The sequence below is a fragment of the Aeromonas genomosp. paramedia genome (assembly GCF_023093515.1).
GTDB lineage: Bacteria > Pseudomonadota > Gammaproteobacteria > Enterobacterales > Aeromonadaceae > Aeromonas.
Window position 1 is genome coordinate 362,012 of record NZ_JAAROG010000020.1, and the last position, 20,079, is coordinate 382,090.

Genomic DNA, 20,079 nt, shown 5'->3' on the forward strand with positions numbered 1-20,079 from the left:
GCGAGTCGGCCGACTACTTGGTTAGTTGATGGACCAGCCGGGCGGCCACGCGGGCGCTGCGGTTGTCCAGATCCAGACTCGGGTTGTACTCGGCCAGATCGGCGAGCCTGAGCTTGCCGCTGGCCCGGATATGGGCGATCAGGGGTTCGATGACCGCCAGCTCCACGCCGCGGGCGGCGGGAGCGCTCACTCCCGGCATCACCGCCGCCGGCAGCACGTCGAGATCGATGGTGAGGTAGAGGTGGTCGCAACGGGCGATAAAGGCATCCAGCCCGTTCAGAAGCTCGGGCAGTGCGGCCTGGGTCATGGCCTCGTCCAGCACGTGCCAGACTCCCAGCGCCTCGGCGCGGGCAAAGAGCGCCGCCGTGTTGGCGGTCTCCGCCACCCCGAGGCAGGCGTAGGTAAAGGGCGTCCCCTGGGCGGCGCACTGCTCGGCGATCTGGAAGAAGGGGGTGCCCGAGCTCGCCTGCTCCTGCTTCATGCGCAGATCGAAGTGGGCATCGAAGTTGATGATGCCGACCCGGCCCTTGCCGCCCAGATGGCGATTGAGGCCACTCCAGCTGCCAAACGCCACCTCGTGGCCGCCCCCCAGCACCAGGGGGAAGTGACCCAGATCCAGCGCACGGGCGACCCGCTCCGCCAGACGGTCGTGGGCGGCATCGAGATCGCCGTCCTCGCAGGCCAGATCGCCGCCGTCATGGACGGGTCGGCCCAGATGCCAGGCGGTGTTGGCGAGCATCTTGCGCACCGCCAGCGGGGCCGCTGCGGCGCCGACCCGCCCCTTGTTGCGGCGCACCCCTTCGTCACAGGCAAAACCGAGCAGCACCACGCCGGGCTCGCTGTCGGCTTGCCAGGGTTGCACCTTGTCGTGCCAGCGCAGGGCCAGTTCACCATCTTCCGGATCCTGGCGTCCCTGCCAGAGCGACATGTCGGCCATGTTGAACTTATCCATGGAGCGTCTCCTCCCCGTTGAGAACCCGGCTGACCAGCTGATCGACCCCGATCAGGTAGCTGATCTCGGAGGGGTGGGCGCAATTCCAGATCAGAAAATCGGCCTGCATGCCCACTCTCAGCTGCCCCAGACGCTCCTGCTCGCCGAGCGCCCGGGCGGCGTGGCGGGTCACCCCGGCCATGGCCTCCACCGGCGTCAGGCCGAACAGGGTGCAGGCCATGTTCATGGCCATGCGCAGGGAGACGATGGGGGCCGTGCCCGGATTGATGTCGGAGGAGACCGCCATGGGCACGCCCGCCTTGCGCAAGGCGGCGACCGGCGGCAGCTTGGTCTCCTTCAGGAAATAGAAGGCGGTAGGCAGCAGGGTGGCGACCACGCCACGGTGGGCCAGCGCCTGGATCCCGTCCTGATCCAGATACTCCAGGTGATCCACCGAGAGGGCGCCGAAGTTGGCGGCGAGGGTGCTGCCCCCCAGGTTGGAGAGCTGCTCCATGTGCCCCTTCACCGCGAGATTGTATTGATCCGCCGCCAGATAGACCTGCTCGGTCTGGGCCAGGGAGAAGCCGATGTGCTCGCAGAAGACGTCCACCGCATCCGCCAGACCCGCCTCGGCCGCCGCCGGGATGATCTCCTGGCAGATGGTCTCGACCCAGGAGTCGGGATCGTCGCGATACTCCGGCGGCACCGCATGGGCCGCCAGCAGGGTGGTCTTGACCCGGATCGGCAGCGCCTCCCCCAGCCGGCGGGCGACCCGCAGCATCTTGAGCTCGTCCGCCAGGGTGAGGCCGTAGCCTGACTTGATCTCTACCGTGGTGACCCCTTCCCGGATCAGGGACTTGATCCTCGGCACCGCCAGCTCATAGAGCTGATCCTCGCTGGCGGCCCGGGTGGCCCGCACGGTGGAGAGGATGCCACCCCCCTTGCGGGCGATGTCGCTGTAGGGCACGCCCTGCTGGCGCAGCTCGAACTCCTCGGCCCGGCTGCCGGCAAAGATGAGGTGGGTGTGGCAGTCGATGAGGCCAGGGGTCACCAGCCTGCCCTTCATGTCACGCCAGTGGGCGGGATGGGGCCCCTTGAGATCCTGCATGGGGACCAGGGCGTGGATCCTGCCCTCATGCACGCCGAGGGCATGGGGTTCCAGCAGACCGTAGTCCGCCAGATCGGAGCGCAGGGTGGCGGGTGTCACGTTGAGCCAGACCCGCTCGCAGTTCAACAGTTCCTTGTTCATACCGACCTCTAAATGTATATACAATAATTTATAGCCGATCTCTGACGAGAAAGAAAGGATCAAGTTCACATCTTGATAACAGCGGTTTCATTAGAGTTTAAGCACAAAAAAGCCCACCAAGGGGTGGGCTCTTAAAACAAGATATGTATATACAATTAAGTTAATCGGGTCTTGGAGCTCAGCTTGTAGCGGGAGCCTGGCGAGAGCAGGCGGGCATAGGAGACCAGAAAGCCATCCGACCAGGTGCGGCGATGCAGCAGCAGGCAGGGGGTATCGACCCTCACCTGCAGCAAACCCGCTTCGCCGGCGCTCGGCAGCACCGCCTCCACCACGTGCTCCATCTCGGAGAGGGGGCAGACTTCCATCAGGTAGCTGTTCGGCGTCTGCCTCGTGAAGTCCTGCTCGCCATAGCCAGGCAGGCGCTCGGCATCGACGAAACGCTCCTCCAGCTGCAGCGGCTCCCCATCGGCCTGATGGACGATGAGGCTGTGGAAGGTGGGCGCCCCGACCCGCAAACCCAGTCGCACCGCCACCTTCTCGTCGGCGGCCTGGCGCTGCAGGCGGATCACCCGGGCGCTGTACTGGCTGCCGCGCTCTGCTATCTCGTCGGCTATGTTGCGAATGGCCAGCAGCGGCGACTCGGCACGTCTGTCCGCCACGAAGCTGCCGGATCCGGCGGTGCGATTGAGCCAGCCCTCGGCCACCAGTTCACGCAGCGCCTTGTTGACCGTCATCCGGCTCACGGCAAACTGCTCGCACAGGGCGGCCTCGGTCGGGATCCTGTCGCCCGCCTGATAGTGGCGCTCGCGGATCCCGTCCAGGATGTGCTGTTTGATCTGCAGATAGAGGGCGGGTGCCACCAATGGGGTCCTCAGCGACGACGGTGAGGCGGACGCATGTCCGGCCAGGCGCGGTAGACGTCCGGGATCTGGTCAGGGCCGCTGATGCAGAGATCGAGATCGTGCAGCAGACCGTCCTTGATACCGTAGATCCAGCCGTGCACCGCCAGCTCCTGCCCCTTGCGCCAGGCATTCTGGATGATGGTGGTGTGGCAGACGTTGGCGACCTGCTCGGCCACGTTCAGCTCGCACAGGTAGTCGAAGCGCTCGTGCTCATCCTCGATGGCTTCGAGCTCTTCGCCGTACTTGAAATAGACATCCTTGATGTTGCGCAGCCAGTTGTCGATGAGGCCCAGCTCCTGGTTCTGCATCGCCGCCTTGACGCCGCCGCAGCCGTAGTGGCCGCAGACGATGATGTGCTTCACCTTGAGCACCTCCACCGCGTATTGCAGCACGGAGAGGCAGTTGAAATCGGTGTGTACCACCAGGTTGGCGACGTTGCGGTGGACGAAGACATCCCCCGGCAGCAGCCCCATCAACTGGTTGGCGGGAACCCGGCTGTCGGAGCAGCCGATCCAGAGGTACTCGGGGGCCTGCTGGGCGGAGAGGGTAGCGAAGAAATTGGGATCTTCGGCCTTGATCCGTTCCGCCCACTCGCGGTTATTGGTAAACAGGTCGTTCAACAGTTTCACTTCTGCTCTCCCTAACTGTGGCAGTGGCGGCAACATACCATACACAAGGGTAACCAAGGCAAGGCCGACCAGATCCCGGTGAAACAAAAACAGGGCCATCAGGCCCTGTTTTCCACAAGAGAATGCCCTCAGGCATCCATGGCGTCTTTCAGCTTCTTGAGTGCGTTCTTCTCAGCTGACGCAGGCTCGGTGAATGCCCTCAGGCGGCCATCGCATCCTTCAGCTTCTTGAGCGCATTTTTCTCAAGCTGACGCACACGCTCGGCGGACACACCGTAGTTGTCTGCCAGCTCCTGCAAGGTGGTCTTGCTCTCCTCATCCAGCCAGCGGGCGCGGATGATGTGCTGGCTGCGCTCGTCCAGGGTGGCCATGGCCGCGCTCAGGCGACGGGTGGCGTGGCTGTCCCAGTTGTCGTTCTCTATGGTGGCGGCCAGATCGGAAGACTTGTCTTCCAGATAATGGACGGGGGCGAAGCCGCCTTCATCCTCATCGTCACCGACCAGATCGAAGGCCTGATCGTAGTTGCTCATGCGCGCTTCCATCTCGGTGACGTCGGCGGCAGAGACCCCGAGATCCGCGGCAACGGCCTGAACCTCTTCGTGGTTCAGCCAGCCCAGACGCTTCTTGGACTTGCGCAGGTTGAAGAACAGCTTGCGCTGGGCCTTGGTGGTGGCCACCTTGACCATGCGCCAGTTGCGCAGCACATATTCGTGGATCTCGGCCTTGATCCAGTGCACGGCGAAGGAGACCAGACGCACGCCCACACTCGGGTCGAAGCGCTTGACCGCCTTCATCAGGCCGATATTGCCTTCCTGCACCAGATCGGCCTGAGGCAGGCCATAGCCGGAGTAGCTCTTGGCCACGTGAACGACAAAACGCAGATGCGACATGACCAGCTGACGGGCAGCCTCGAGATCGCCACCCTGCTGCAAACGCATCGCCAGTTCACGCTCTTCCTCCGCGCTCAGCACGGGGATCGAGTTGACGGCCTGGATATAGCCTTCCAGACTACCTTGCGGAATCAGAGCCATAGTGCGTTGCAATGAAGTTCCCATGTTCTACCTCTTACTTTTCAATCGAATCAGTCTAACACCCTGAGAGGGTCTGTCTACTGACCGGGGGTCATTCTGCGGCCCATATCAAACATCAGTCAAACATCGGCCCCGGCATGAACCCGGCCTATCTTAGGCTGACGGGATGAATCATAAATGAACGGTCAAAAAAAAGGGGTCACAATGAAGGACCCCTGAAAAGTAGCATGCTAAGTCCATTGTTGCGGAGCTCGCAACCTTCACATGCTTGCCAAGTCAGACGAGCAAGGCAGAGGGGCCACACCCGTATACATTCTGTTGCACTAGATAGACTGTTTATAAATCAAAAGGTTCACAGGATCCAAATATGATCCTTGGCGCAGGCATCATTCAGATTACTCTGAGAAAGTGACCCGTGCCAGAAACGGGCCACTCTTTTACTTGATCCAGTTCGCAAAATCCAGCGCTTTAAAATGCTGATAAATTAATCAGGATGGTTCTATGTCACGAATGTGTCTGTGCACCGAGAACCAGGACGCAATCAGCCCCAGCAGCGCGCCGAGCAGTATCAGGTTGAAGCCGTCGAACGCCCCCATCCCCACCAGCCGGAAGTTGCTGTTGTAAAGCCCCGCCAGCTCCTTCACCACTCCCTCGCTCCAGATCACCATCACCTCGGTCAGCCACCAGGCCAGCATGCCGCCGATCACCCCGAACCAGATGCCGGTATAGAGGAAGGGACGGTGGATGAAGGCATCGGTCGCCCCCACCAGCTTGAGCACTTCGATCTCGGATCTCTGGTTGAGGATATTGAGCCTGAGGGTGTTGCCGACGATCAACAGCACAGCGGAGAGCAGCAGCACCGCTATGCCGGTGATGGTGTGACGCAGCAGGTTCATGATCCCCTGCAGCCGGGTCAGCCACTGCAGATCCAGCTTGCCCTGCTCGATACCGGGCTCATTCTCCAGCTTGGCGAGCAGCTCGGCGGCCCCTTCCGGGTTCTGCCAGCGCGGATCCGGGATCACGCTCAGTACAGGCGGAAGCGGGTTGCTGTCGAGGTAATCCAGGGCATCGCCGAAACCGGAGATCTCGCGAAACTCCTTGAGCGCCTCGTCCCGGTTCATGTAGGTGACGGACTCCACCTCGGGATAGAGCAGGATCCGCTGCTTCATGTCGAGGATGCTCTGCTCCGGCAGATCCTTGCGCAGATAGAGGGAGATCTGGGAGCTGGTCTGCCAGCTCCCTTCCACCACCTCGGCGTTTTTCAGCAGCACGTGGAAGCAGGAGGGCAGCGCCAGACTGACCCCGAGCACCGCCAGCGTCATCAGGGAGGCGAGCGGATTGCGCCACAGCTCTCCCAGACTGGCAAAGGCCTGACGCACGTGGTCCACACCGTACATCATCAGACGGCGCAGCGGCGGCTGCTTGTGACGAACGATGGCCATCAGCTCTCCTCCTGCTCTTGGGAATACATGCGCCCTGCCTTCAGGGTCAGGGTGCGATAGCGCATCCGAGCGATCAGCCCCAGATCGTGAGTGGCAATCAGCACCGAGACTCCGAAGCGGTTGAACTCCTCGAACAGTCGCATGATGTCCATGGAGAGCTGGGGATCCAGGTTGCCGGTCGGCTCATCCGCCAGCAGCAGGGGCGGCTTGTTGACGATGGCCCGGGCGATGCCGACCCGCTGCTGCTCACCACCGGAGAGCATGCGTGGCTGGTAGCGCTCCTTGCCGAGCAGGCCGACCTTGTCCAGCGCCGCCGCCACCCGCTTGTTGATGTCGGCATGGCTGTAGCCATCGATCACCAGGGGCAGGGCCACGTTGTCGAACACGGTTCTGTCCATCAGCAGCCGGTGATCCTGGAAGATCATCCCGATCTGGCGGCGCACATAGGGGATCTGGCTACGCTGGATATGGCTGACGTCATCGCCGTGGAAGAAGACGCGACCATCGGTCGGCCGCTCCATCACGCTGATGAGCTTGAGGAGGGTACTCTTGCCCGCACCCGAGTGGCCGGTCAGGAAAGCCATCTCCCCCTTGCGCAGGTGGAAGCTGACTTTCTGCAGCGCCTGATGGCCACCGCTGTATACCTTGCTGACCTTGTCAAAACGAATCATAACGGTTCCCTGACAGTGACAAACCCCGACCGGGATCGAGGTGGATCATACCCTGAGAGTGACAAACCCCGACCGGAGTCGGGGCTGGGACACTGCTCATCGCGACTGAGCTGGCGCATCGCGGCCAGACTCATTCATCGCGACTGAACAACGCCTCGATAAAGTCGTTGGCAACGAAGGGACGCAGATCGTCGATCCCCTCGCCCACCCCGATATAGCGGATCGGGATCTGGAACTTGTCGGCCACCGCGAAGATGACGCCGCCCTTGGCGGTCCCGTCCAGCTTGGTGAGGGTGATGCCGGTCAGGCCCACCGCCTCGCTGAACAGCTTGGCCTGGCTCAGGGCGTTCTGGCCGGTGCCCGCATCTAGGGTCAGCATGATCTCGTGGGGCGCCTCTTCATCCAGCTTCTTCATCACCCGCACTACCTTCTTGAGCTCTTCCATCAGGTTGCTCTTGTTCTGCAGGCGACCGGCGGTATCGGCGATCAGCACATCGGCGCCACGGGAGCGGGCAGCCTCGATGGCGTCATAGATGACGGAGGCGGAGTCGGCGCCGGTATGCTGGGCAATAACAGGAATGTTGTTGCGCTGACCCCACACCTGCAGTTGCTCGACCGCGGCGGCACGGAAGGTATCCCCCGCCGCCAGCATGACGCTCTTGCCCTCGGCCTGGAACTGCTTGGCCAGCTTGCCGATGGTGGTGGTCTTGCCGACGCCGTTCACGCCGACCATCAGGATCACGTAAGGCTTCTTGCCGGTGTCGATCACCAGCGGCTGCTCGACCTTGGCCAGCATCTCGCCCATGTCCTGCTTGAGCAGGCCATAGAGCGCCTCGGCATCCTTGAGCTGCTTGCGATCCGCGTGCTGCACCAGGCCTTCGATGATGCGGCTGGTGGTATCCACGCCGAGATCGGCGGTCAGCAGCTGGGTCTCCAGCTCCTCGAACAGCTCGTCATCGATCTTCTTGCCGCTGAACAGGCCGAAGAAACCGGAGCCGATATTCTCCCTGGTACGCACCAGGCTGCGCTTGAGGCGGGCAAAGAAGCCCTCCCGCTGCGGCTTCTCCTGAGTGTCGTCGTCCACCTTGGCGGCCAGGGGCAGAGCGGCCAGGGCAGCGGCTTCAGCCTCCATCGCGGCGACCAGGCGCAGATCTTCCGCTCGCTGGGCCTCTTTGGCGATACGGGCCTCTTCCGCAGCCTGAGCTTCCGCGGCGATACGCGCCTCTTCCGCGGCACGGGCTTCGGCAGCAATACGGGCCTCTTCCGCAGCCTGAGCTTCAGCGGCAACGCGGGCGGCTTCCGCAGCCTGTGCCTCGGCGGCAACGCGGGCAGCTTCCGCAGCCTGCGCCTCGGCGGCAACGCGGGCAGCTTCAGCAGCCTGCGCCTCGGCGGCAACGCGGGCGGCTTCCGCAGCCTGCGCCTCGGCGGCAACACGGGCGGCTTCCGCAGCCTGTTCCTCGGCGGCAACGCGGGCAGCTTCCGCAGCTTGTGCCTCGGCGGCAACACGGGCAGCTACGGCGGCTTGCTCCTCGGCGGCAACGCGGACAGCGTCGGCGGCCTCTGCCTCGGCGGTGATCAGCGCCTCATTGACGATGACGGGCTCGAGTTCGGAGGCAGGTTCCTCCACCACCAGGGGGCCTTCATCAGGGGTCGCCAGGGGCGCCTCATGCAATACAGCAGGGGCCTCGGTCAGGGAAACATCAGCGACGGGAGCGGGGGCAACGGTGGCCTCGGACTCGGCGACAGCCGGGGTGGCGTCAGGGGCCTGTGATTGGACGGCCTCAGCCTCTTCTTTCTTGCGGCCGAAACCCAGCCAGGAAAACAAACCTTTTGCCATCTAAAAATACTCACATCAAAGGCTGACTGCTAAGATAGCCGTCCCTCGGCGGGTCGGCATAAAAATGAACCGCCTTATACTACCACTTTATTTTCTGACGACGAAACGCGATGCCCAGAGTGAAATCCAGCCGTAACAGCCCGAGCAAGAGCCCAGCCCCCCAGGGGCGAGCGGGCGTGGTAAGAATCATCAGCGGCCAGTGGAAGGGCCGAAAACTGCCGGTCAGGGATGTGGACGGACTCAGACCCACCACGGATCGCGTCAAGGAGACCATCTTCAACTGGCTGGCTCCCCATGTCCGCGGTGCCCGCTGCCTCGATCTGTTTGCCGGCAGCGGCGGCCTGGGGCTGGAGGCGCTGTCGCGCTACGCCGAGCAGGTGACCCTGGTCGAGATGGACAAGGGCGCCGCCGATCAGCTCAAGAAAAACCTGCTCACCCTGGGTTCAAGCCAGGGGCAGGTGATCCAGGCCGATGCGGTGAGCTGGCTGCAAGGCCCGGCCACCCCCTTCGATCTGGTGTTCCTGGATCCGCCGTTTCGCCGTGAACTGCTGCCCCAGGTGTGCGAGCTGCTGGAGCAGCGCGGCTGGCTGGCGCCGGATGCCCTCATCTATCTTGAACGGGAAAAGGAGATGAGCGATCTCCCCCTGCCTGCCAGCTGGCAACAGCTCAAGGACAAGCAAGCGGGTCAGGTCTGCTACCAGCTCTATCTGCGGGACAGCAAGGATGACGCTGCGGTTTAAATGCCGGGTAGGTGCGGGAGCTGGGCGCTATGCCCCTCCCCGTCAACTTGGGCAACGAATCAAGGACAAGCAGGCCAGCCGGGTCTGCTCTCAACTCTATGTACGGGAGATAAGCGATGAAGCGGGTGTTTAATCTATTGGCGATGGGCGTGCTGCTGTTCTTCTGGCTCGGCGTGGTGCTCGCCCTGCTGGGTACACTGCCGGGCAAACTGAACGGTTTTCTGCCGGTCTGCGGCGTCATAGTGATACTGATGCACTGGGTGCAGGCCAGCATGATCAAGGCCGCCTGCAAGCCCTACTTTGCCATCACCCGCCTCGAGTTCACCCAGGTGCTGATCTTCGGGGTGTTCGGCATGATGGAGATCCGCGCCAAGCTGCAGGCCATCATAGACGCCAGGCAGAGGGGAGAGATCCCGCCCCGGGCCAATTGACCCAAGACTGCCAGAACGAACCTGAAGGAGTGACACCTCACTCCTTCACTTTTTTCCCCAGGCTGATGCCGAGCTTGATGGAGAGCACGGCGAGCAGCAGCAGCATGGCGATCAGGGAGAAGAAGTTGCTGCCAAGCTCGGGGTACTGCACCTTGAGCAGGGCCGTGTGCCCGAACACCCCGATGAAGAAGCAGAGCAGGATGCAGCTGGGGGTATTGCCGACTATGGGCTCGTGGCGATAGTGCTGATAGAGCTGGTAGGCCGCCAGCAGCAGGGCGATCAGGGGGAAGAAGGAGAAGGGCACGACCGACTCGGTCAACACCGACAGGAAGGCATCACCGCAGATGCCGATGAGCAGGGCCAGCAACAGGGGCTTCTTCGGGATCGCGTTCGATTCATGCATGGGACTGTCCATCCTTGACTTAAGAGAGAGATTCGCGGCGCTTGCGGTTCTGCACCTCGGCGCCCATGGCGATCATCCGCAGCTGGCTGATGGTGCGCTCCGACAGGGCCCGGCACTCTTCGGGGGTCATGTCGAGGGCGTCGGCACCGGCGCTGAAGACGATGGTGACCATTGCTTCGGCCTGGATGTAGGCCTCTTCCCGTGGCGCCTGCGTGGTCGCCTCCAGATAATCGGTCAGCTCGGCGATGAAGTGCTGGATCTCGCGGGCCACCGCCTGGCGGAAGGCCGCCGAGGTACCGGAGCGCTCACGGAGCAGCAGCCGGAAGATGTTCGGGTTGTTTTCGACGAATTCCATGAAGGTCTGCACCGAGGTGCTGATGACGCTGCCGCCACCGGCGATGCGCTGGCGCGCCTGGCGCATCAGCTGGCGCAGGGTCAGGCCACCCTCGTCCACCAGAGTCAGTCCCAGCTCTTCCATGTCGCGAAAATGGCGGTAGAAGGAGGTCGGCGCTATGCCCGCCTCCCTGGCCACTTCCCGCAGACTGAGGTTGGAGAAGCTGCGGTTGGCACAGAGTTGACTGAACGCCGCCTCGATCAGCGTACGCCGGGTCTTTTCTTTTTGTTGCGCGCGAATACCCACGAAAACAGTCACCTTGAGATTAGCGAGGCCAGATGATAACCCGAAGGCGGGGCCTGGATCAGGTTTGTCTCCGACTTTTTTACCATTGACCCGCATTCCGGCTCAATGGAGAATAGTGGACAGCTGTTCGCTGAATGGAGCCGAGTGAAATGGACCGCCCCCCTATCATCATGACCAACACCCTGCTGTTCGCCCTCTCCGGGCTGACGGCACTGATTGCGGTACCCTGGTACGGCCTGACCCATGGCTATGACCTCTGGCAGTGGGGCAGCTTCCTGCTGCTGTTCTGCTACTGCGGCATCTCCATCACCGCCGGTTATCACCGACTCTGGTCCCACAAGGCCTACAAGGCACACCCTGCCCTGCAATGGTTCTTCGCCCTAGGCGGTGCCCTCGCCCTGCAGAACTCGGCCCTGCACTGGTCGTCCGATCACCGCCGCCACCACCGCCACGTGGATGACAATCAGAAGGATCCCTACAGCGCGGGCCGCGGCTTCTGGTACTCCCACATCGGCTGGATGCTGCGGGAATACCAGCGCGAGATCTACCACGACTACAGCAATGTGCGGGATCTGCAGAACAATGCCATCGTCGCCTTCCAGCACAGGCACTATCTGGCATTGACCCTGGCCACCAACATCGGCATCCCGCTGTTGCTCGGCCTGATCCATGGGGATCTGCTCGGCATGCTGCTGCTCGCCGGGGTGCTGCGCATGGTGATGACCCATCACACCACCTTCTTCATCAACTCCCTTGCCCATATCTGGGGCAGCCAGCCCTTCACCGATCGCAACAGCGCCCGGGACAACGGCATCCTGGCCTTCTTCACCTTCGGCGAGGGGTATCACAACTTCCACCACCTGTTCGAGAACGACTACCGCAACGGCATCCGCTGGTGGCAGTTCGATCCCACCAAGTGGCTGATCCGCACCGCCGCCTGGTGCGGGCTGGCCCGGGATCTCAGATCCTGTCCTGAGGAGCGGATCGAGCAGGCCAGGCTGGAGATGCAGCTCAAGCGCGCCCAGGCCAGACTGCACAAGCAGGATGACAGGGAGCTGTGGCAGGCGCTGCTGCAGGAGGAGTACGACAAGCTGAGCCTGCAGATCCAGCACTACTACGCCAGCCGCAAGCAGTTGCTGGAGCAGCGCAAGCGCAAGGCGCTGGCGCGCTACGACAGGCTCAAGCTGCAGCTGGAGTATCGCAACCTGCGAGACGGTTTCCTCGTTGCCAAGCGCAACTGGAGTCGCCTGCTGGCCGGCATCGCCTGAGAAACCGACCGCCAGCCCCACTGCCCAAGACCGCCCGCTGGCGGTCTTTTCATGGGTGACTGGCGATCCCCAGGCATAAAAAATGGGGCGACATTCGCATGTCACCCCCTCGCAAATAGCATGTTCCATATTGGGATCCGGCAATAACGGTGCTGATGCGCGTCACGGGTTTCCGCTCCCGATCCGCACTGCCGGCCAGAACACGCTGGCCGACCCACTCCCTTGCTGCCTTCACCCACACGGCAGACCAGCCGCCGTGTTTGTCCTTGCAACCGAAATACTACGCAGTTAAATAAAATAAAAAACCGTTATATACGGCCCCGTATGCAAGCGAGGGGGCTGCATCAGGTTGCGTCTATCGACATAAAGTGATTAAAAACAATACGATAAAATCTCAATCCGGCTTTGGATGGCAAACGTTATCCTCTAAGGCGCACAAGGCTTTGCGAGATCTCGCACAAGCCGTGCTCCACTCACAGCCAGGGGCGCAACGGCAGCCAGTCGCTCAGTCGCGCCAGCAGACGCCGCAGCGTCGAGGGCGCCACCACAGGATGGACCGCCGCCCGTTGCCACCCGCAGAGCCAGTGCCGCAGCTCGGCACAGAGCGCCGGACAACTCAGATGCAGCATCAGTTCGGTGTTGAGCATCAGGGAGCGGGGATCCAGATTGAAGCTGCCGAGCAGCGCCTCCTCCTCCCCCATCAGGATCAGCTTGGCGTGCAGGCTCTGCGCCTCATCCGACAGTTCGGCCAGCACTATGCCCTGCCGCTCCAGCCAGGGGCGGTGGCGCCGATAGGCTCCATACACCAGGGGCACGTCTGTGCTGGCCAGGGAGTTGGTCAGGATCTCGATGCCGACCCCCGCCTGGCGCTGCCGCTTGAGATGGCGGCGCAGGCTTCGGGTCAGGATCAGGTAAGGACTCACCAACCGCAGCGCCCCCCGGTTGCCCGCCAGCTTGCGTCCCAGCCGGGGCGCCGTGGTCGGCCGGGAGATAAGCCCCTTGCCGGGTCTGTCAAACCAGCACTCTCCGACCCCAGGATGCCAACGCAGGGGGAGAGGTGTTTCATCAAACAGGCTGGCGGGCAGATCGTAGACCATGGCCACTGCCGGATCGGTCAGGGTCAGCAGGAAGTCGTTCACCGTGCGGATCTCGGCGGGCAGCAGGGGGCGCCGCAACAGGCGCCGGATGGGGTGGCTCCAGCGGCTGCGCCAGAACAGTTCGAAGCCCTGCTCGGCCTGGCGGCAGAGGGGGCCCCGGCAGATCAGATCCAGATCGACGAAGTGAGGGCCCCCCCCCAGCTCGAAGTAAGGATCGCCGATGTTGCGACCCCCGATCACCGCCTCGTGGCCATCCACCAGCAGCAGCTTGTTGTGCATGCGGTGGTTGATGCGGCGAAAGCTGAGCAGGCCTTCCAGCAGCAGGGTCAGAGGGCGCCAGCCCCTGAGCCAGAAGGGGTTGAACAGCCGCACCTCGATGCCGGGCTCTGCCGCCACCACCTCCAGGAAGCGGTTGTCGCCGGCATAGAGATCGTCGATGAGCAGCTGGACCCGGACCCCGCGCCGCGCCGCATGGAGCAATTCGGACAGCAGCAGCTTGCCGCTGCTGTCCTCCTCCCAGCTGTAATACTGGGCCTGGATCCGGCTGCGGGCGCCGCGGATCAGCTGGCAGCGGGCCTTGAGGGCGGCGCCGGGATCGTCGAGCAGGGCAAAGTCGGCGGGGATCAAGGGTCATCTCCTTGTCATGAGACGGTGGCATAACCCAGACAACAGCCCCGATTGCGGCGTGTCAAGGAGCCGATGATGGAAGTGCGCGACCACCCCTGTCTCAGCCAGAGACCCCAGGCCAGTCAGCCGGACCCCACTCCCGCCAGACTGCTGACCCCCTGGTACCAGCAGCACAGGGATCAGGGCTGGGAAGCCCTCCCCTTTACCCCAGAGGATGGCCTGCCCGACCGGCACTGAGCACTCAGGGCTGCGCCGCCTCCATGGCCTCTGTCTTGCCCTCAAGCTGGGGCAGGCTGAAGCGGTAGGCCACGTAGTATTTGTAGATGGTGCCGACGTAGTTGATGGGGCCCTGGCCGACCTCGTTGGCCACCAGTTGTTCCACGTTGCCAAACCAGACGTTCGGATCCAGCCCCCTCTCCCTGGCCTTGGCCTGCAGCGCCTGCACCCGGTTCGGGCCCGCATTGTAGGCCGCCAGGGCGAACAGGTGACGATTGACCCTGTCCATCCCGGGATCGTTGAAGTAGGTATCGAGAATGAGCCGCATGTAACGGCAGGCCGCCTCCACACTGCCTTCCAGGCTGGTGAGCCTGGCGCCGCGGATCCCCACCTCGCCCCCCGTGCTCGGCAGCAGTTGCATGATGCCGACGGCCCCGCGGTTGGAGCGGACATTGGGATTGAGTCCCGACTCCTTGTAGGCCAGCGCCGCCAGCATCAGCCAGTCGAGATCATATTTCTCGGCCTGGGTTTCCAGTACCTTGCGGATGGTTGACAGCCGCCCCAGGGGATCCGGCGCCAGTATGTTGCTCATCTTGTCGCTCTGGGCCAGCAGGCGACGCAGTGTCATGTCGCTGTAGAGGGTGCGTTTGCTCGACTCGGAGATATAGGCGTTCACCGCCTTGAGCAGCTCGGGGCTGTTGTTGCGCAGTGCCCAGGCGCTGCGCCCCTTGTCCCGCAGCGGGATCAGCTTGTGGGCCTTGAGGCCCCCTATCATGTCGAGCCAGATCCGCCCCTTGAAGCTGTCGGTGACGGTCAGCGGTATGATGCCGGCCGCCACCATCTCCAGCAGATCCCCGTCCTGCAGGTACTCGGGCACCGTCTCTATGTAGACAGGGGGCAGCCCCAGCTCGCGGAACAGCCAGTTGAGCTGGTGCAGGCTCTCGTAATAGCTGGAGCTGGCCCGCACCCAGATCCGCCGACCGGAGAGCTGGGTGATGCGGTTGAAACCCGTCAGCTCCCGCTGGCTCACCACCCACTCCTCGATGGGCGAGATGAGCGGCTGGGAGAAGGTGACCTGTTCGCGCCGGGTCGGCGTCACCGTCAGGTTGGCCGCCACCAGATCCCCCCGCCCCTCGGTGAGATAGTCCAGCAGCTTGTCCTGACGCACCGGGATATAGATGATCTTGAGCTTGAGCTTCTCCTTGGGGAGATAGGTCTGGTTCAGCCAGCGCTCGAAGCCTTGCAGCTGATTGACCAGGATGCCGTACTGGGCCCCCTTGTCGAAGAAGAAGAAACCCCGTTCATAGACCACCAGGGCCCTGAGCTCCTTCTGTTGCAGTATGTGTTCGAGATCCCCGGGCTGGGGCAGGAGCTTGGGCTTGACGTCCGCGGCACGCGAAGGGGCATCGCCAGGCGGGGAACCGGGATCCGCCGCCAGCAGGGGGAGAGAACAGAGGACCAGCAGGGCCCAAATCCATCGCATCATGAGGTAGCCACCTTCTGTTGGTCGACTCGCGCCTTGAGATTCTCGGCAGGACAAGGCCCGACACACGGGACTCATGACGGGGTGCCATCACTGCATCATGGCACTCTCCTGCCACGGAGCCACAGGTGCCGGACTGGCACGGGATAGTCCGCGGGATAACTCACTATACAACGGGTATGGCCGCCAGAGGGGCAATACGGCAGGCAAGCCTGCCGTCTCATCGGGGCTCAGATAGAGCGGGCACGCATCTCGAAAATCAGCTTCTCGGCGGTGCAGGTGAATTGCAGGCGGGCCTTCAGGATCACGCCGTCGGCGCCCTGGGTCAGTTCGCTGTCGATCACGGCCTCGGCGGTCACCTGCTTGGCCAGCGCCTCATAGGCTGCGAGCTTGGCGCGAGCGTCGGCTTCTGCCGCGGCCTCGATCACCAGCTCCATCACATCGTCCCCTTCACCTATGATGGTGCCGATCTCGGCGAAACAGCCGCAGCTGTCGCAGGTTTCATTCAATTCCACTTTTTCGTCTACAGACATACTTCCACTCCTACTCATTTCGGATGTACTTCATCGTCACGCAAGGCTTTACGAAAATCCCTGATGGCGGTGCCCAGATCCTCACCGGCGCCGGCCAGGCGTTTGCTGCCAAACACCACGACGACGACCACCAGCAGGATCAACAGATGCCAGATATGAATTCCACCAAGTCCCATAGGGCGACTCCTGACAGATAGATACCCGTTGTTTGTATCAAAAGAAGGCGCAACGATTGTTGGGCAAAATCAAGGCAGGCGCAAGTTGGCAGGAAAATCGTCAAAAAACATAAAAAGATACGGCGACCCTTGGCCGCCGTATGAGTCGGTGCTACTTGTCCCCTCAACCGCTACATCCTGTACCAGTCGCCATGAAGGCGAGAGACAGGTCGAGCATAGGGTCGCCAAGATATGAAAACAAATGGTATAAATTCATCTAAGAGTTGAAGAGGATTCATATCATGTTGCTGGAACAGCTCGGGCGCATAGATCTTAATTTGTTGATTATCCTGCAAGTCTTGCTGGAAGAGCGCAATGGCAGCCGGGCCGCCCGCCGCCTGCACCTGAGCCAGTCGGCCGTCAGCAAGGCCCTGGGTCGCCTGCGGGAAACCTTCGACGATCCCCTGTTCGTCCGCTCCGCCTACGGGCTGGATCCCACCCCGCGCGCCCTCGATCTGCAGCAGCAGTTGCAACCCATACTGCTCTCCCTGGACAACCTGATCCAGCCCCCCGCCTTCGATCCCGCCAGCACAGAGCGGGAGTTCGTCATCGCCAGCATGGACAGCGCCTTCACCCTGTTCGCGCCGCTCTATCTGAGCGAGCTCAAGCGCCAGGCACCGGGGATCCGGCTGCGTTACGAGGAGTGGACAGAGCACAGCCTGACCGAGATGAGCCAGGGTCAGGTGGACATCGCCTTCACGGTGCGGGAGAACTGCATCAACTCGGATTTCAGGCTGGATACCCTGCCCAACGCCATCTGCCAGCGACTGCTCGCCATCGATGACCTCACCTGCCTGGTGCAGCGGGATCACCCGGCCCTGCGCGAACCCGAGTGGGATCTCCCCCGCTACCTGGCCTATCCCCATGTGCAGACCTATTGCGAGGGACGGGATCGCTGGATGCTGGATCACAAGCTGGCGGAGCAGGATCTCTACCGCCGGATCGAGGCGACCGTGCCCTCCTTCGAGGCGGCGTTGCGCATGGGCATGCACTCGGACATGATAGTGACCCTGTCACGGCTCTATGCCCGCCACGCCACCCAGGTCTATCCGCTGGTGCCGCTGCCGCTGCCCATCGCCCTAGACAGCATCTCCCACCTGCTCATCTGGCATCAGCGCCACGAGGAGGACCCGGGCCACCGCTGGCTGCGGGAGACCCTGCTCACCCTCATCATGGGCAAGCTGGAGACCCCAGGCGACCCGTCCCGCCAGGACGAGGCGCTGGCCGTCATGGACGCACAATAGGAAAGGGGCTGCCTGGCAGCCCCTTTCTTCTTACCCCTTGCCCGTCACCGCCAGATAGTGGTGCACCCCATCCAGCAGCATCTGCACCGAGATCATCACCAGCAGCATGCCCATCAGCCGCTCCACGGCGGTGAGTCCTCGCTCACCCAGCAGCTTGTTGAACAGCTCGTAGAACATCAGGATCACGGCGCTGGCGCCCCAGGCCATCAGCAGGGCCAGGGACCAGTCCGCCATCCGGGTCGGCTCCTGGTTCGCCAGCAGCAGCAGGGAGGCCAGTATGGAGGGGCCCGCTATCATGGGGATGGCCATGGGCACCAGGAAGGGCTCCTCCCCCGCCGCCAGCCCGGTCACGCCGCCGGGGCTCGGGAAGATCATCTTGATGGCGATGAGGAACAAGATGATGCCCCCGGCGATGCTGACCGCCTCCTGGCGCAGGTTCAGGAAGCTCAGGATCTGCTGACCGGCAAACAGGAAGCCCAGCATGATGGCCAGGGAAAACAGCAGCTCGCGGATCATCACCTTGCGCCGCCGCTTGGGATCGACATGGCGCAGGATGGAGAGGAAGACCGGCAGGTTGCCCAGCGGATCCATGATCAGAAACAACATGACGGCAGCGGAGAAAGTATCCATACAGATTCCGGGCGTTGCCCAGGCCAAGCCTTTAACAGAGGAGGGAGAGGGCGAAATATAACAAAGGAGGCGGGATTCGGCGAGCGCCCTGGCGCGCTCGCCGCGGGATCAGCCGTGGTTGCAGATCTTGTCGGCCCGGGTCTGGAAGCCCTGCTCGGACTCGATGAACTTGCCGCGTCTGGCCAGCAAGTCGATCAGCGCCTCTGCATCCATCTCGCTCGCGCTGCAGGTATGGAAGCGGGCATCGGCGCCAAAGCGCGCCTCAATCGCCTCCTTGAGGCTGGCCCGGGTAAAATGGCCCCCCTCTTCCAGCATCATCTCCATCACTTCGTGACCGTGTATCGACTGGGACATCTCAAGCCTCTTTAATCATCATGTCAGATGTCCATTAGAGCCTGAACCCCGGTCCCCGATCTTGATATAAGCCAACAAAACGCCTTTTTTAGCTCCCCCGGGCTGGCCGTGAGCCTCGCTTTGTCGATAATGTGGCAACCTGATCGGGGGATGGCTACACTAGCGCCCCCTTTGCCATCGCAGACAGAAAATAAGGACATTGGCGTCATGCTGTTCCATGGATTGGTCTTCAAGCCCTGGCGGATCTGGACCCGCCGCCCGCTCTGGTTGAAGACACTGCTCGGCATGCTGACCGGGATAGGTCTGGGGCTCTGCTTCAGCGAGCAGGCACTGCTGCTCAAGCCCATCGGCGTCCTGTTCGTGAACACCATACAGATGCTGATGGTGCCCCTCATCTTCTGCTCCGTCATCGCCGGCCTTACCTCATTGCTCAAGGGCAAGAGCCTGGATCGGATCGGCAGCAAGGCCATAGGTCTCTACCTCTGCTCCACCGCCGTCGCCATCTGCATCGGCCTGGTGATGGGCTGGCTGCTGGAGCCCGGCATGGGCGCCAACATGGGGCCCTACGAACGGACCGGGGTGATGGTACAGCCGACCCTGGCCAGCGTGCTGAGCCATCTGGTGCCCCACAACCCGGTACAGGCCATGGTGGATGGCAAGATACTGCAGGTGATCGTCTTTGCGGTGGCCCTCGCCCTGGCCCTCAATGCCACCGGCCGGCGCGGCCGCCCCGCCATCCTGTTCTTCACTTCCCTGGCGGAGGGGATGTTCAAGCTGACCCAGATGGTGATGGCACTGGCCCCCTATGGCGTCTGCGCCCTCATGGCCTGGATGACGGGCAAATACGGGGTGAGCCTGCTGCTGCCCCTGCTCAAGGTGATAGGCGCCGTCTACCTCGGCTGCCTGCTGCACGTACTCGGGGTCTACAGCAGCCTGCTGATCCTGCTGGCCCGCCTCAATCCGCTGCACTACTTCAAGAGCATCGTCGACGCCCAGGCGGTGGCCTTCACCAGCAGCTCAAGCAGCAGCACCCTGCCCATCAGCCTGGCCTGCGCCGAGCGCCGGCTGGGGGTCTCTCCCGCCATCACCGCCAAGGTGCTGCCCATAGGCGCCACCATCAACATGGATGGCACCGCCCTCTATCAGGGAGTAACTGCGCTGTTCGTGGCCCAGGCATTCGGGGTGGATCTGCACGTGGTGGATTACCTGACCATCATCAGCATCGCCACCCTGGCCAGCATAGGCACGGCCGGCACGCCGGGCACCGGGCTGATGCTGCTGACCCTGACCCTGACCGCAGTGGGATTGCCGCTGGAAGGGGTGGCGCTCATCGCCGGGATAGACAGGATCCTCGACATGGCCCGTACCACGGTCAACGTCTCCGGCGACATCCTGGTGTCAGTGCTGATCGCCCGCAGCGAGAAGGAGCTGGATCTGGCGATCTATCACGATGCCAGTGCGGGGGAGGACATCGACTTCACCCTGCGCTGAGGGGACGGGAGAAGGG

At 62.7% G+C, this 20,079-nt stretch carries 22 protein-coding genes; 6 read left to right on the forward strand and 16 right to left on the reverse strand.

Annotated elements, in window-relative coordinates; genetic code table 11:
* Nucleotides 1–13: 13 nt before the first annotated feature.
* From hutG to ftsY, 8 genes are all read right to left on the reverse strand, one after another.
* Complete coding sequence (gene hutG / locus HB860_RS17245) at nt 14–952, reverse strand: formimidoylglutamase (RefSeq protein WP_247627413.1); 939 nt, start codon at nt 950–952, stop codon at nt 14–16.
* Nucleotides 945–2,180 carry an imidazolonepropionase gene (gene hutI / locus HB860_RS17250; RefSeq protein WP_247627414.1) on the reverse strand — a complete coding sequence of 412 codons (1,236 nt, stop codon included), beginning with the start codon at nt 2,178–2,180 and terminating at the stop codon, nt 945–947. The genes hutG and hutI overlap by 8 nt, the downstream gene beginning before the upstream one ends.
* Before the next feature lie 155 nt (nt 2,181–2,335).
* A complete protein-coding gene (gene hutC, locus HB860_RS17255; protein ID WP_139439250.1) occupies nt 2,336–3,040 on the reverse strand; it encodes a histidine utilization repressor in 705 nt (234 codons plus the stop codon).
* Nucleotides 3,041–3,051: 11 nt separating this feature from the next.
* A complete protein-coding gene (can, locus tag HB860_RS17260) occupies nt 3,052–3,711 on the reverse strand; it encodes a carbonate dehydratase (RefSeq protein ID WP_042076162.1) in 660 nt (219 codons plus the stop codon).
* A gap of 199 nt (nt 3,712–3,910) precedes the next feature.
* Nucleotides 3,911–4,765, reverse strand: a complete 855-nt coding sequence (gene rpoH / locus HB860_RS17265) for an RNA polymerase sigma factor RpoH (protein ID WP_025325421.1) — start codon at nt 4,763–4,765, stop codon at nt 3,911–3,913.
* 464 nt (nt 4,766–5,229) lie between these two features.
* A complete protein-coding gene (gene ftsX / locus HB860_RS17270) occupies nt 5,230–6,183 on the reverse strand; it encodes a permease-like cell division protein FtsX (RefSeq protein ID WP_005323432.1) in 954 nt (317 codons plus the stop codon).
* Nucleotides 6,183–6,854, reverse strand: a complete 672-nt coding sequence (gene ftsE, locus HB860_RS17275) for a cell division ATP-binding protein FtsE (protein WP_005323433.1) — start codon at nt 6,852–6,854, stop codon at nt 6,183–6,185. Before ftsE ends, ftsX begins: the two co-directional genes overlap by 1 nt.
* Nucleotides 6,855–6,984: 130 nt before the next feature.
* Nucleotides 6,985–8,691: a signal recognition particle-docking protein FtsY gene (ftsY, locus tag HB860_RS17280; protein ID WP_247627415.1), complete on the reverse strand. Its 1,707-nt coding sequence runs from the start codon at nt 8,689–8,691 to the stop codon at nt 6,985–6,987.
* A gap of 110 nt (nt 8,692–8,801) precedes the next feature.
* On the opposite strand from ftsY, the gene rsmD reads away from it, so the two are divergent.
* Together rsmD and HB860_RS17290 are read left to right on the forward strand one after the other, a co-directional pair.
* A complete protein-coding gene (gene rsmD / locus HB860_RS17285) occupies nt 8,802–9,431 on the forward strand; it encodes a 16S rRNA (guanine(966)-N(2))-methyltransferase RsmD (RefSeq protein WP_202047781.1) in 630 nt (209 codons plus the stop codon).
* A 116-nt stretch (nt 9,432–9,547) separates the two neighbouring features.
* Complete coding sequence (locus HB860_RS17290; RefSeq protein WP_247627416.1) at nt 9,548–9,862, forward strand: DUF1145 domain-containing protein; 315 nt, start codon at nt 9,548–9,550, stop codon at nt 9,860–9,862.
* Between the two features lie 37 nt (nt 9,863–9,899).
* Here HB860_RS17290 and HB860_RS17295 read toward each other — a convergent pair whose 3' ends face one another.
* Together HB860_RS17295 and fabR are read right to left on the reverse strand one after the other, a co-directional pair.
* Complete coding sequence (locus HB860_RS17295; RefSeq protein WP_247627417.1) at nt 9,900–10,265, reverse strand: YijD family membrane protein; 366 nt, start codon at nt 10,263–10,265, stop codon at nt 9,900–9,902.
* A 19-nt stretch (nt 10,266–10,284) separates the two neighbouring features.
* On the reverse strand, nt 10,285–10,905 hold the full coding sequence (gene fabR / locus HB860_RS17300) for an HTH-type transcriptional repressor FabR (RefSeq protein WP_025325415.1): 621 nt from the start codon (nt 10,903–10,905) through the stop codon (nt 10,285–10,287).
* 149 nt (nt 10,906–11,054) lie between these two features.
* Here fabR and HB860_RS17305 point away from each other — a divergent pair, with 149 nt between their 5' ends.
* Nucleotides 11,055–12,173: a fatty acid desaturase gene (locus HB860_RS17305; RefSeq protein ID WP_247627418.1), complete on the forward strand. Its 1,119-nt coding sequence runs from the start codon at nt 11,055–11,057 to the stop codon at nt 12,171–12,173.
* A 473-nt stretch (nt 12,174–12,646) separates the two neighbouring features.
* Here the strand turns inward: HB860_RS17305 and HB860_RS17310 are convergent, their stop codons facing one another.
* The gene (locus HB860_RS17310; protein WP_247627419.1) at nt 12,647–13,897 is read right to left on the reverse strand and encodes a phospholipase D family protein; all 1,251 of its coding nucleotides are present in this window, start codon (nt 13,895–13,897) and stop codon (nt 12,647–12,649) included.
* A 75-nt stretch (nt 13,898–13,972) separates the two neighbouring features.
* Here HB860_RS17310 and HB860_RS17315 point away from each other — a divergent pair, with 75 nt between their 5' ends.
* Nucleotides 13,973–14,134 carry a hypothetical protein gene (locus tag HB860_RS17315; protein ID WP_162852243.1) on the forward strand — a complete coding sequence of 54 codons (162 nt, stop codon included), beginning with the start codon at nt 13,973–13,975 and terminating at the stop codon, nt 14,132–14,134.
* A gap of 4 nt (nt 14,135–14,138) precedes the next feature.
* Here HB860_RS17315 and HB860_RS17320 read toward each other — a convergent pair whose 3' ends face one another.
* The 3 genes from HB860_RS17320 to tatA form a co-directional block, all read right to left on the reverse strand.
* On the reverse strand, nt 14,139–15,599 hold the full coding sequence (locus tag HB860_RS17320; protein ID WP_247627420.1) for a lytic transglycosylase F: 1,461 nt from the start codon (nt 15,597–15,599) through the stop codon (nt 14,139–14,141).
* Between the two features lie 227 nt (nt 15,600–15,826).
* The gene (locus HB860_RS17325) at nt 15,827–16,129 is read right to left on the reverse strand and encodes a YfcZ/YiiS family protein (RefSeq protein ID WP_042650556.1); all 303 of its coding nucleotides are present in this window, start codon (nt 16,127–16,129) and stop codon (nt 15,827–15,829) included.
* A 14-nt stretch (nt 16,130–16,143) separates the two neighbouring features.
* Nucleotides 16,144–16,305 carry a twin-arginine translocase TatA/TatE family subunit gene (gene tatA / locus HB860_RS17330; protein WP_005323446.1) on the reverse strand — a complete coding sequence of 54 codons (162 nt, stop codon included), beginning with the start codon at nt 16,303–16,305 and terminating at the stop codon, nt 16,144–16,146.
* A 281-nt stretch (nt 16,306–16,586) separates the two neighbouring features.
* Between tatA and HB860_RS17335 the strand changes: the two genes are divergently transcribed.
* Nucleotides 16,587–17,588 (forward strand): LysR substrate-binding domain-containing protein, encoded by a 1,002-nt coding sequence (locus HB860_RS17335; RefSeq protein WP_139439258.1) that lies wholly within the window; start codon nt 16,587–16,589, stop codon nt 17,586–17,588.
* A 30-nt stretch (nt 17,589–17,618) separates the two neighbouring features.
* On the opposite strand, the gene HB860_RS17340 is transcribed toward HB860_RS17335, so the two are convergent.
* Both HB860_RS17340 and HB860_RS17345 read right to left on the reverse strand, forming a co-directional pair.
* Entirely contained in the window at nt 17,619–18,218 is a 600-nt protein-coding gene (locus HB860_RS17340; protein WP_025325409.1) for a YhgN family NAAT transporter, read from the reverse strand.
* A 108-nt stretch (nt 18,219–18,326) separates the two neighbouring features.
* Nucleotides 18,327–18,572, reverse strand: a complete 246-nt coding sequence (locus HB860_RS17345; protein ID WP_247627421.1) for a YecH family metal-binding protein — start codon at nt 18,570–18,572, stop codon at nt 18,327–18,329.
* Between the two features lie 207 nt (nt 18,573–18,779).
* Here HB860_RS17345 and HB860_RS17350 point away from each other — a divergent pair, with 207 nt between their 5' ends.
* Entirely contained in the window at nt 18,780–20,063 is a 1,284-nt protein-coding gene (locus tag HB860_RS17350) for a dicarboxylate/amino acid:cation symporter (RefSeq protein WP_247627422.1), read from the forward strand.
* The last annotated feature ends 16 nt before the right edge of the window (nt 20,064–20,079 follow it).

Bases quoted from the DNA above. Each gene is read 5' to 3' on its own strand.
- HB860_RS17345 (WP_247627421.1), bottom strand. From the start codon at position 18,572: ATGTCCCAGTCGATACACGGTCACGAAGTGATGGAGATGATGCTGGAA.
- HB860_RS17350 (WP_247627422.1), top strand. From the start codon at position 18,780: ATGCTGTTCCATGGATTGGTCTTCAAGCCCTGGCGGATCTGGACCCGC.
- ftsE (WP_005323433.1), bottom strand. From the start codon at position 6,854: ATGATTCGTTTTGACAAGGTCAGCAAGGTATACAGCGGTGGCCATCAG.
- ftsY (WP_247627415.1), bottom strand. From the start codon at position 8,691: ATGGCAAAAGGTTTGTTTTCCTGGCTGGGTTTCGGCCGCAAGAAAGAA.
- HB860_RS17315 (WP_162852243.1), top strand. From the start codon at position 13,973: ATGGAAGTGCGCGACCACCCCTGTCTCAGCCAGAGACCCCAGGCCAGT.
- HB860_RS17295 (WP_247627417.1), bottom strand. From the start codon at position 10,265: ATGCATGAATCGAACGCGATCCCGAAGAAGCCCCTGTTGCTGGCCCTG.
- hutI (WP_247627414.1), bottom strand. From the start codon at position 2,180: ATGAACAAGGAACTGTTGAACTGCGAGCGGGTCTGGCTCAACGTGACA.
- rsmD (WP_202047781.1), top strand. From the start codon at position 8,802: ATGCCCAGAGTGAAATCCAGCCGTAACAGCCCGAGCAAGAGCCCAGCC.
- HB860_RS17340 (WP_025325409.1), bottom strand. From the start codon at position 18,218: ATGGATACTTTCTCCGCTGCCGTCATGTTGTTTCTGATCATGGATCCG.
- HB860_RS17305 (WP_247627418.1), top strand. From the start codon at position 11,055: ATGGACCGCCCCCCTATCATCATGACCAACACCCTGCTGTTCGCCCTC.
- rpoH (WP_025325421.1), bottom strand. From the start codon at position 4,765: ATGGGAACTTCATTGCAACGCACTATGGCTCTGATTCCGCAAGGTAGT.
- HB860_RS17290 (WP_247627416.1), top strand. From the start codon at position 9,548: ATGAAGCGGGTGTTTAATCTATTGGCGATGGGCGTGCTGCTGTTCTTC.
- hutG (WP_247627413.1), bottom strand. From the start codon at position 952: ATGGATAAGTTCAACATGGCCGACATGTCGCTCTGGCAGGGACGCCAG.
- HB860_RS17320 (WP_247627420.1), bottom strand. From the start codon at position 15,599: ATGATGCGATGGATTTGGGCCCTGCTGGTCCTCTGTTCTCTCCCCCTG.
- HB860_RS17335 (WP_139439258.1), top strand. From the start codon at position 16,587: ATGTTGCTGGAACAGCTCGGGCGCATAGATCTTAATTTGTTGATTATC.
- tatA (WP_005323446.1), bottom strand. From the start codon at position 16,305: ATGGGACTTGGTGGAATTCATATCTGGCATCTGTTGATCCTGCTGGTG.
- HB860_RS17325 (WP_042650556.1), bottom strand. From the start codon at position 16,129: ATGTCTGTAGACGAAAAAGTGGAATTGAATGAAACCTGCGACAGCTGC.
- ftsX (WP_005323432.1), bottom strand. From the start codon at position 6,183: ATGGCCATCGTTCGTCACAAGCAGCCGCCGCTGCGCCGTCTGATGATG.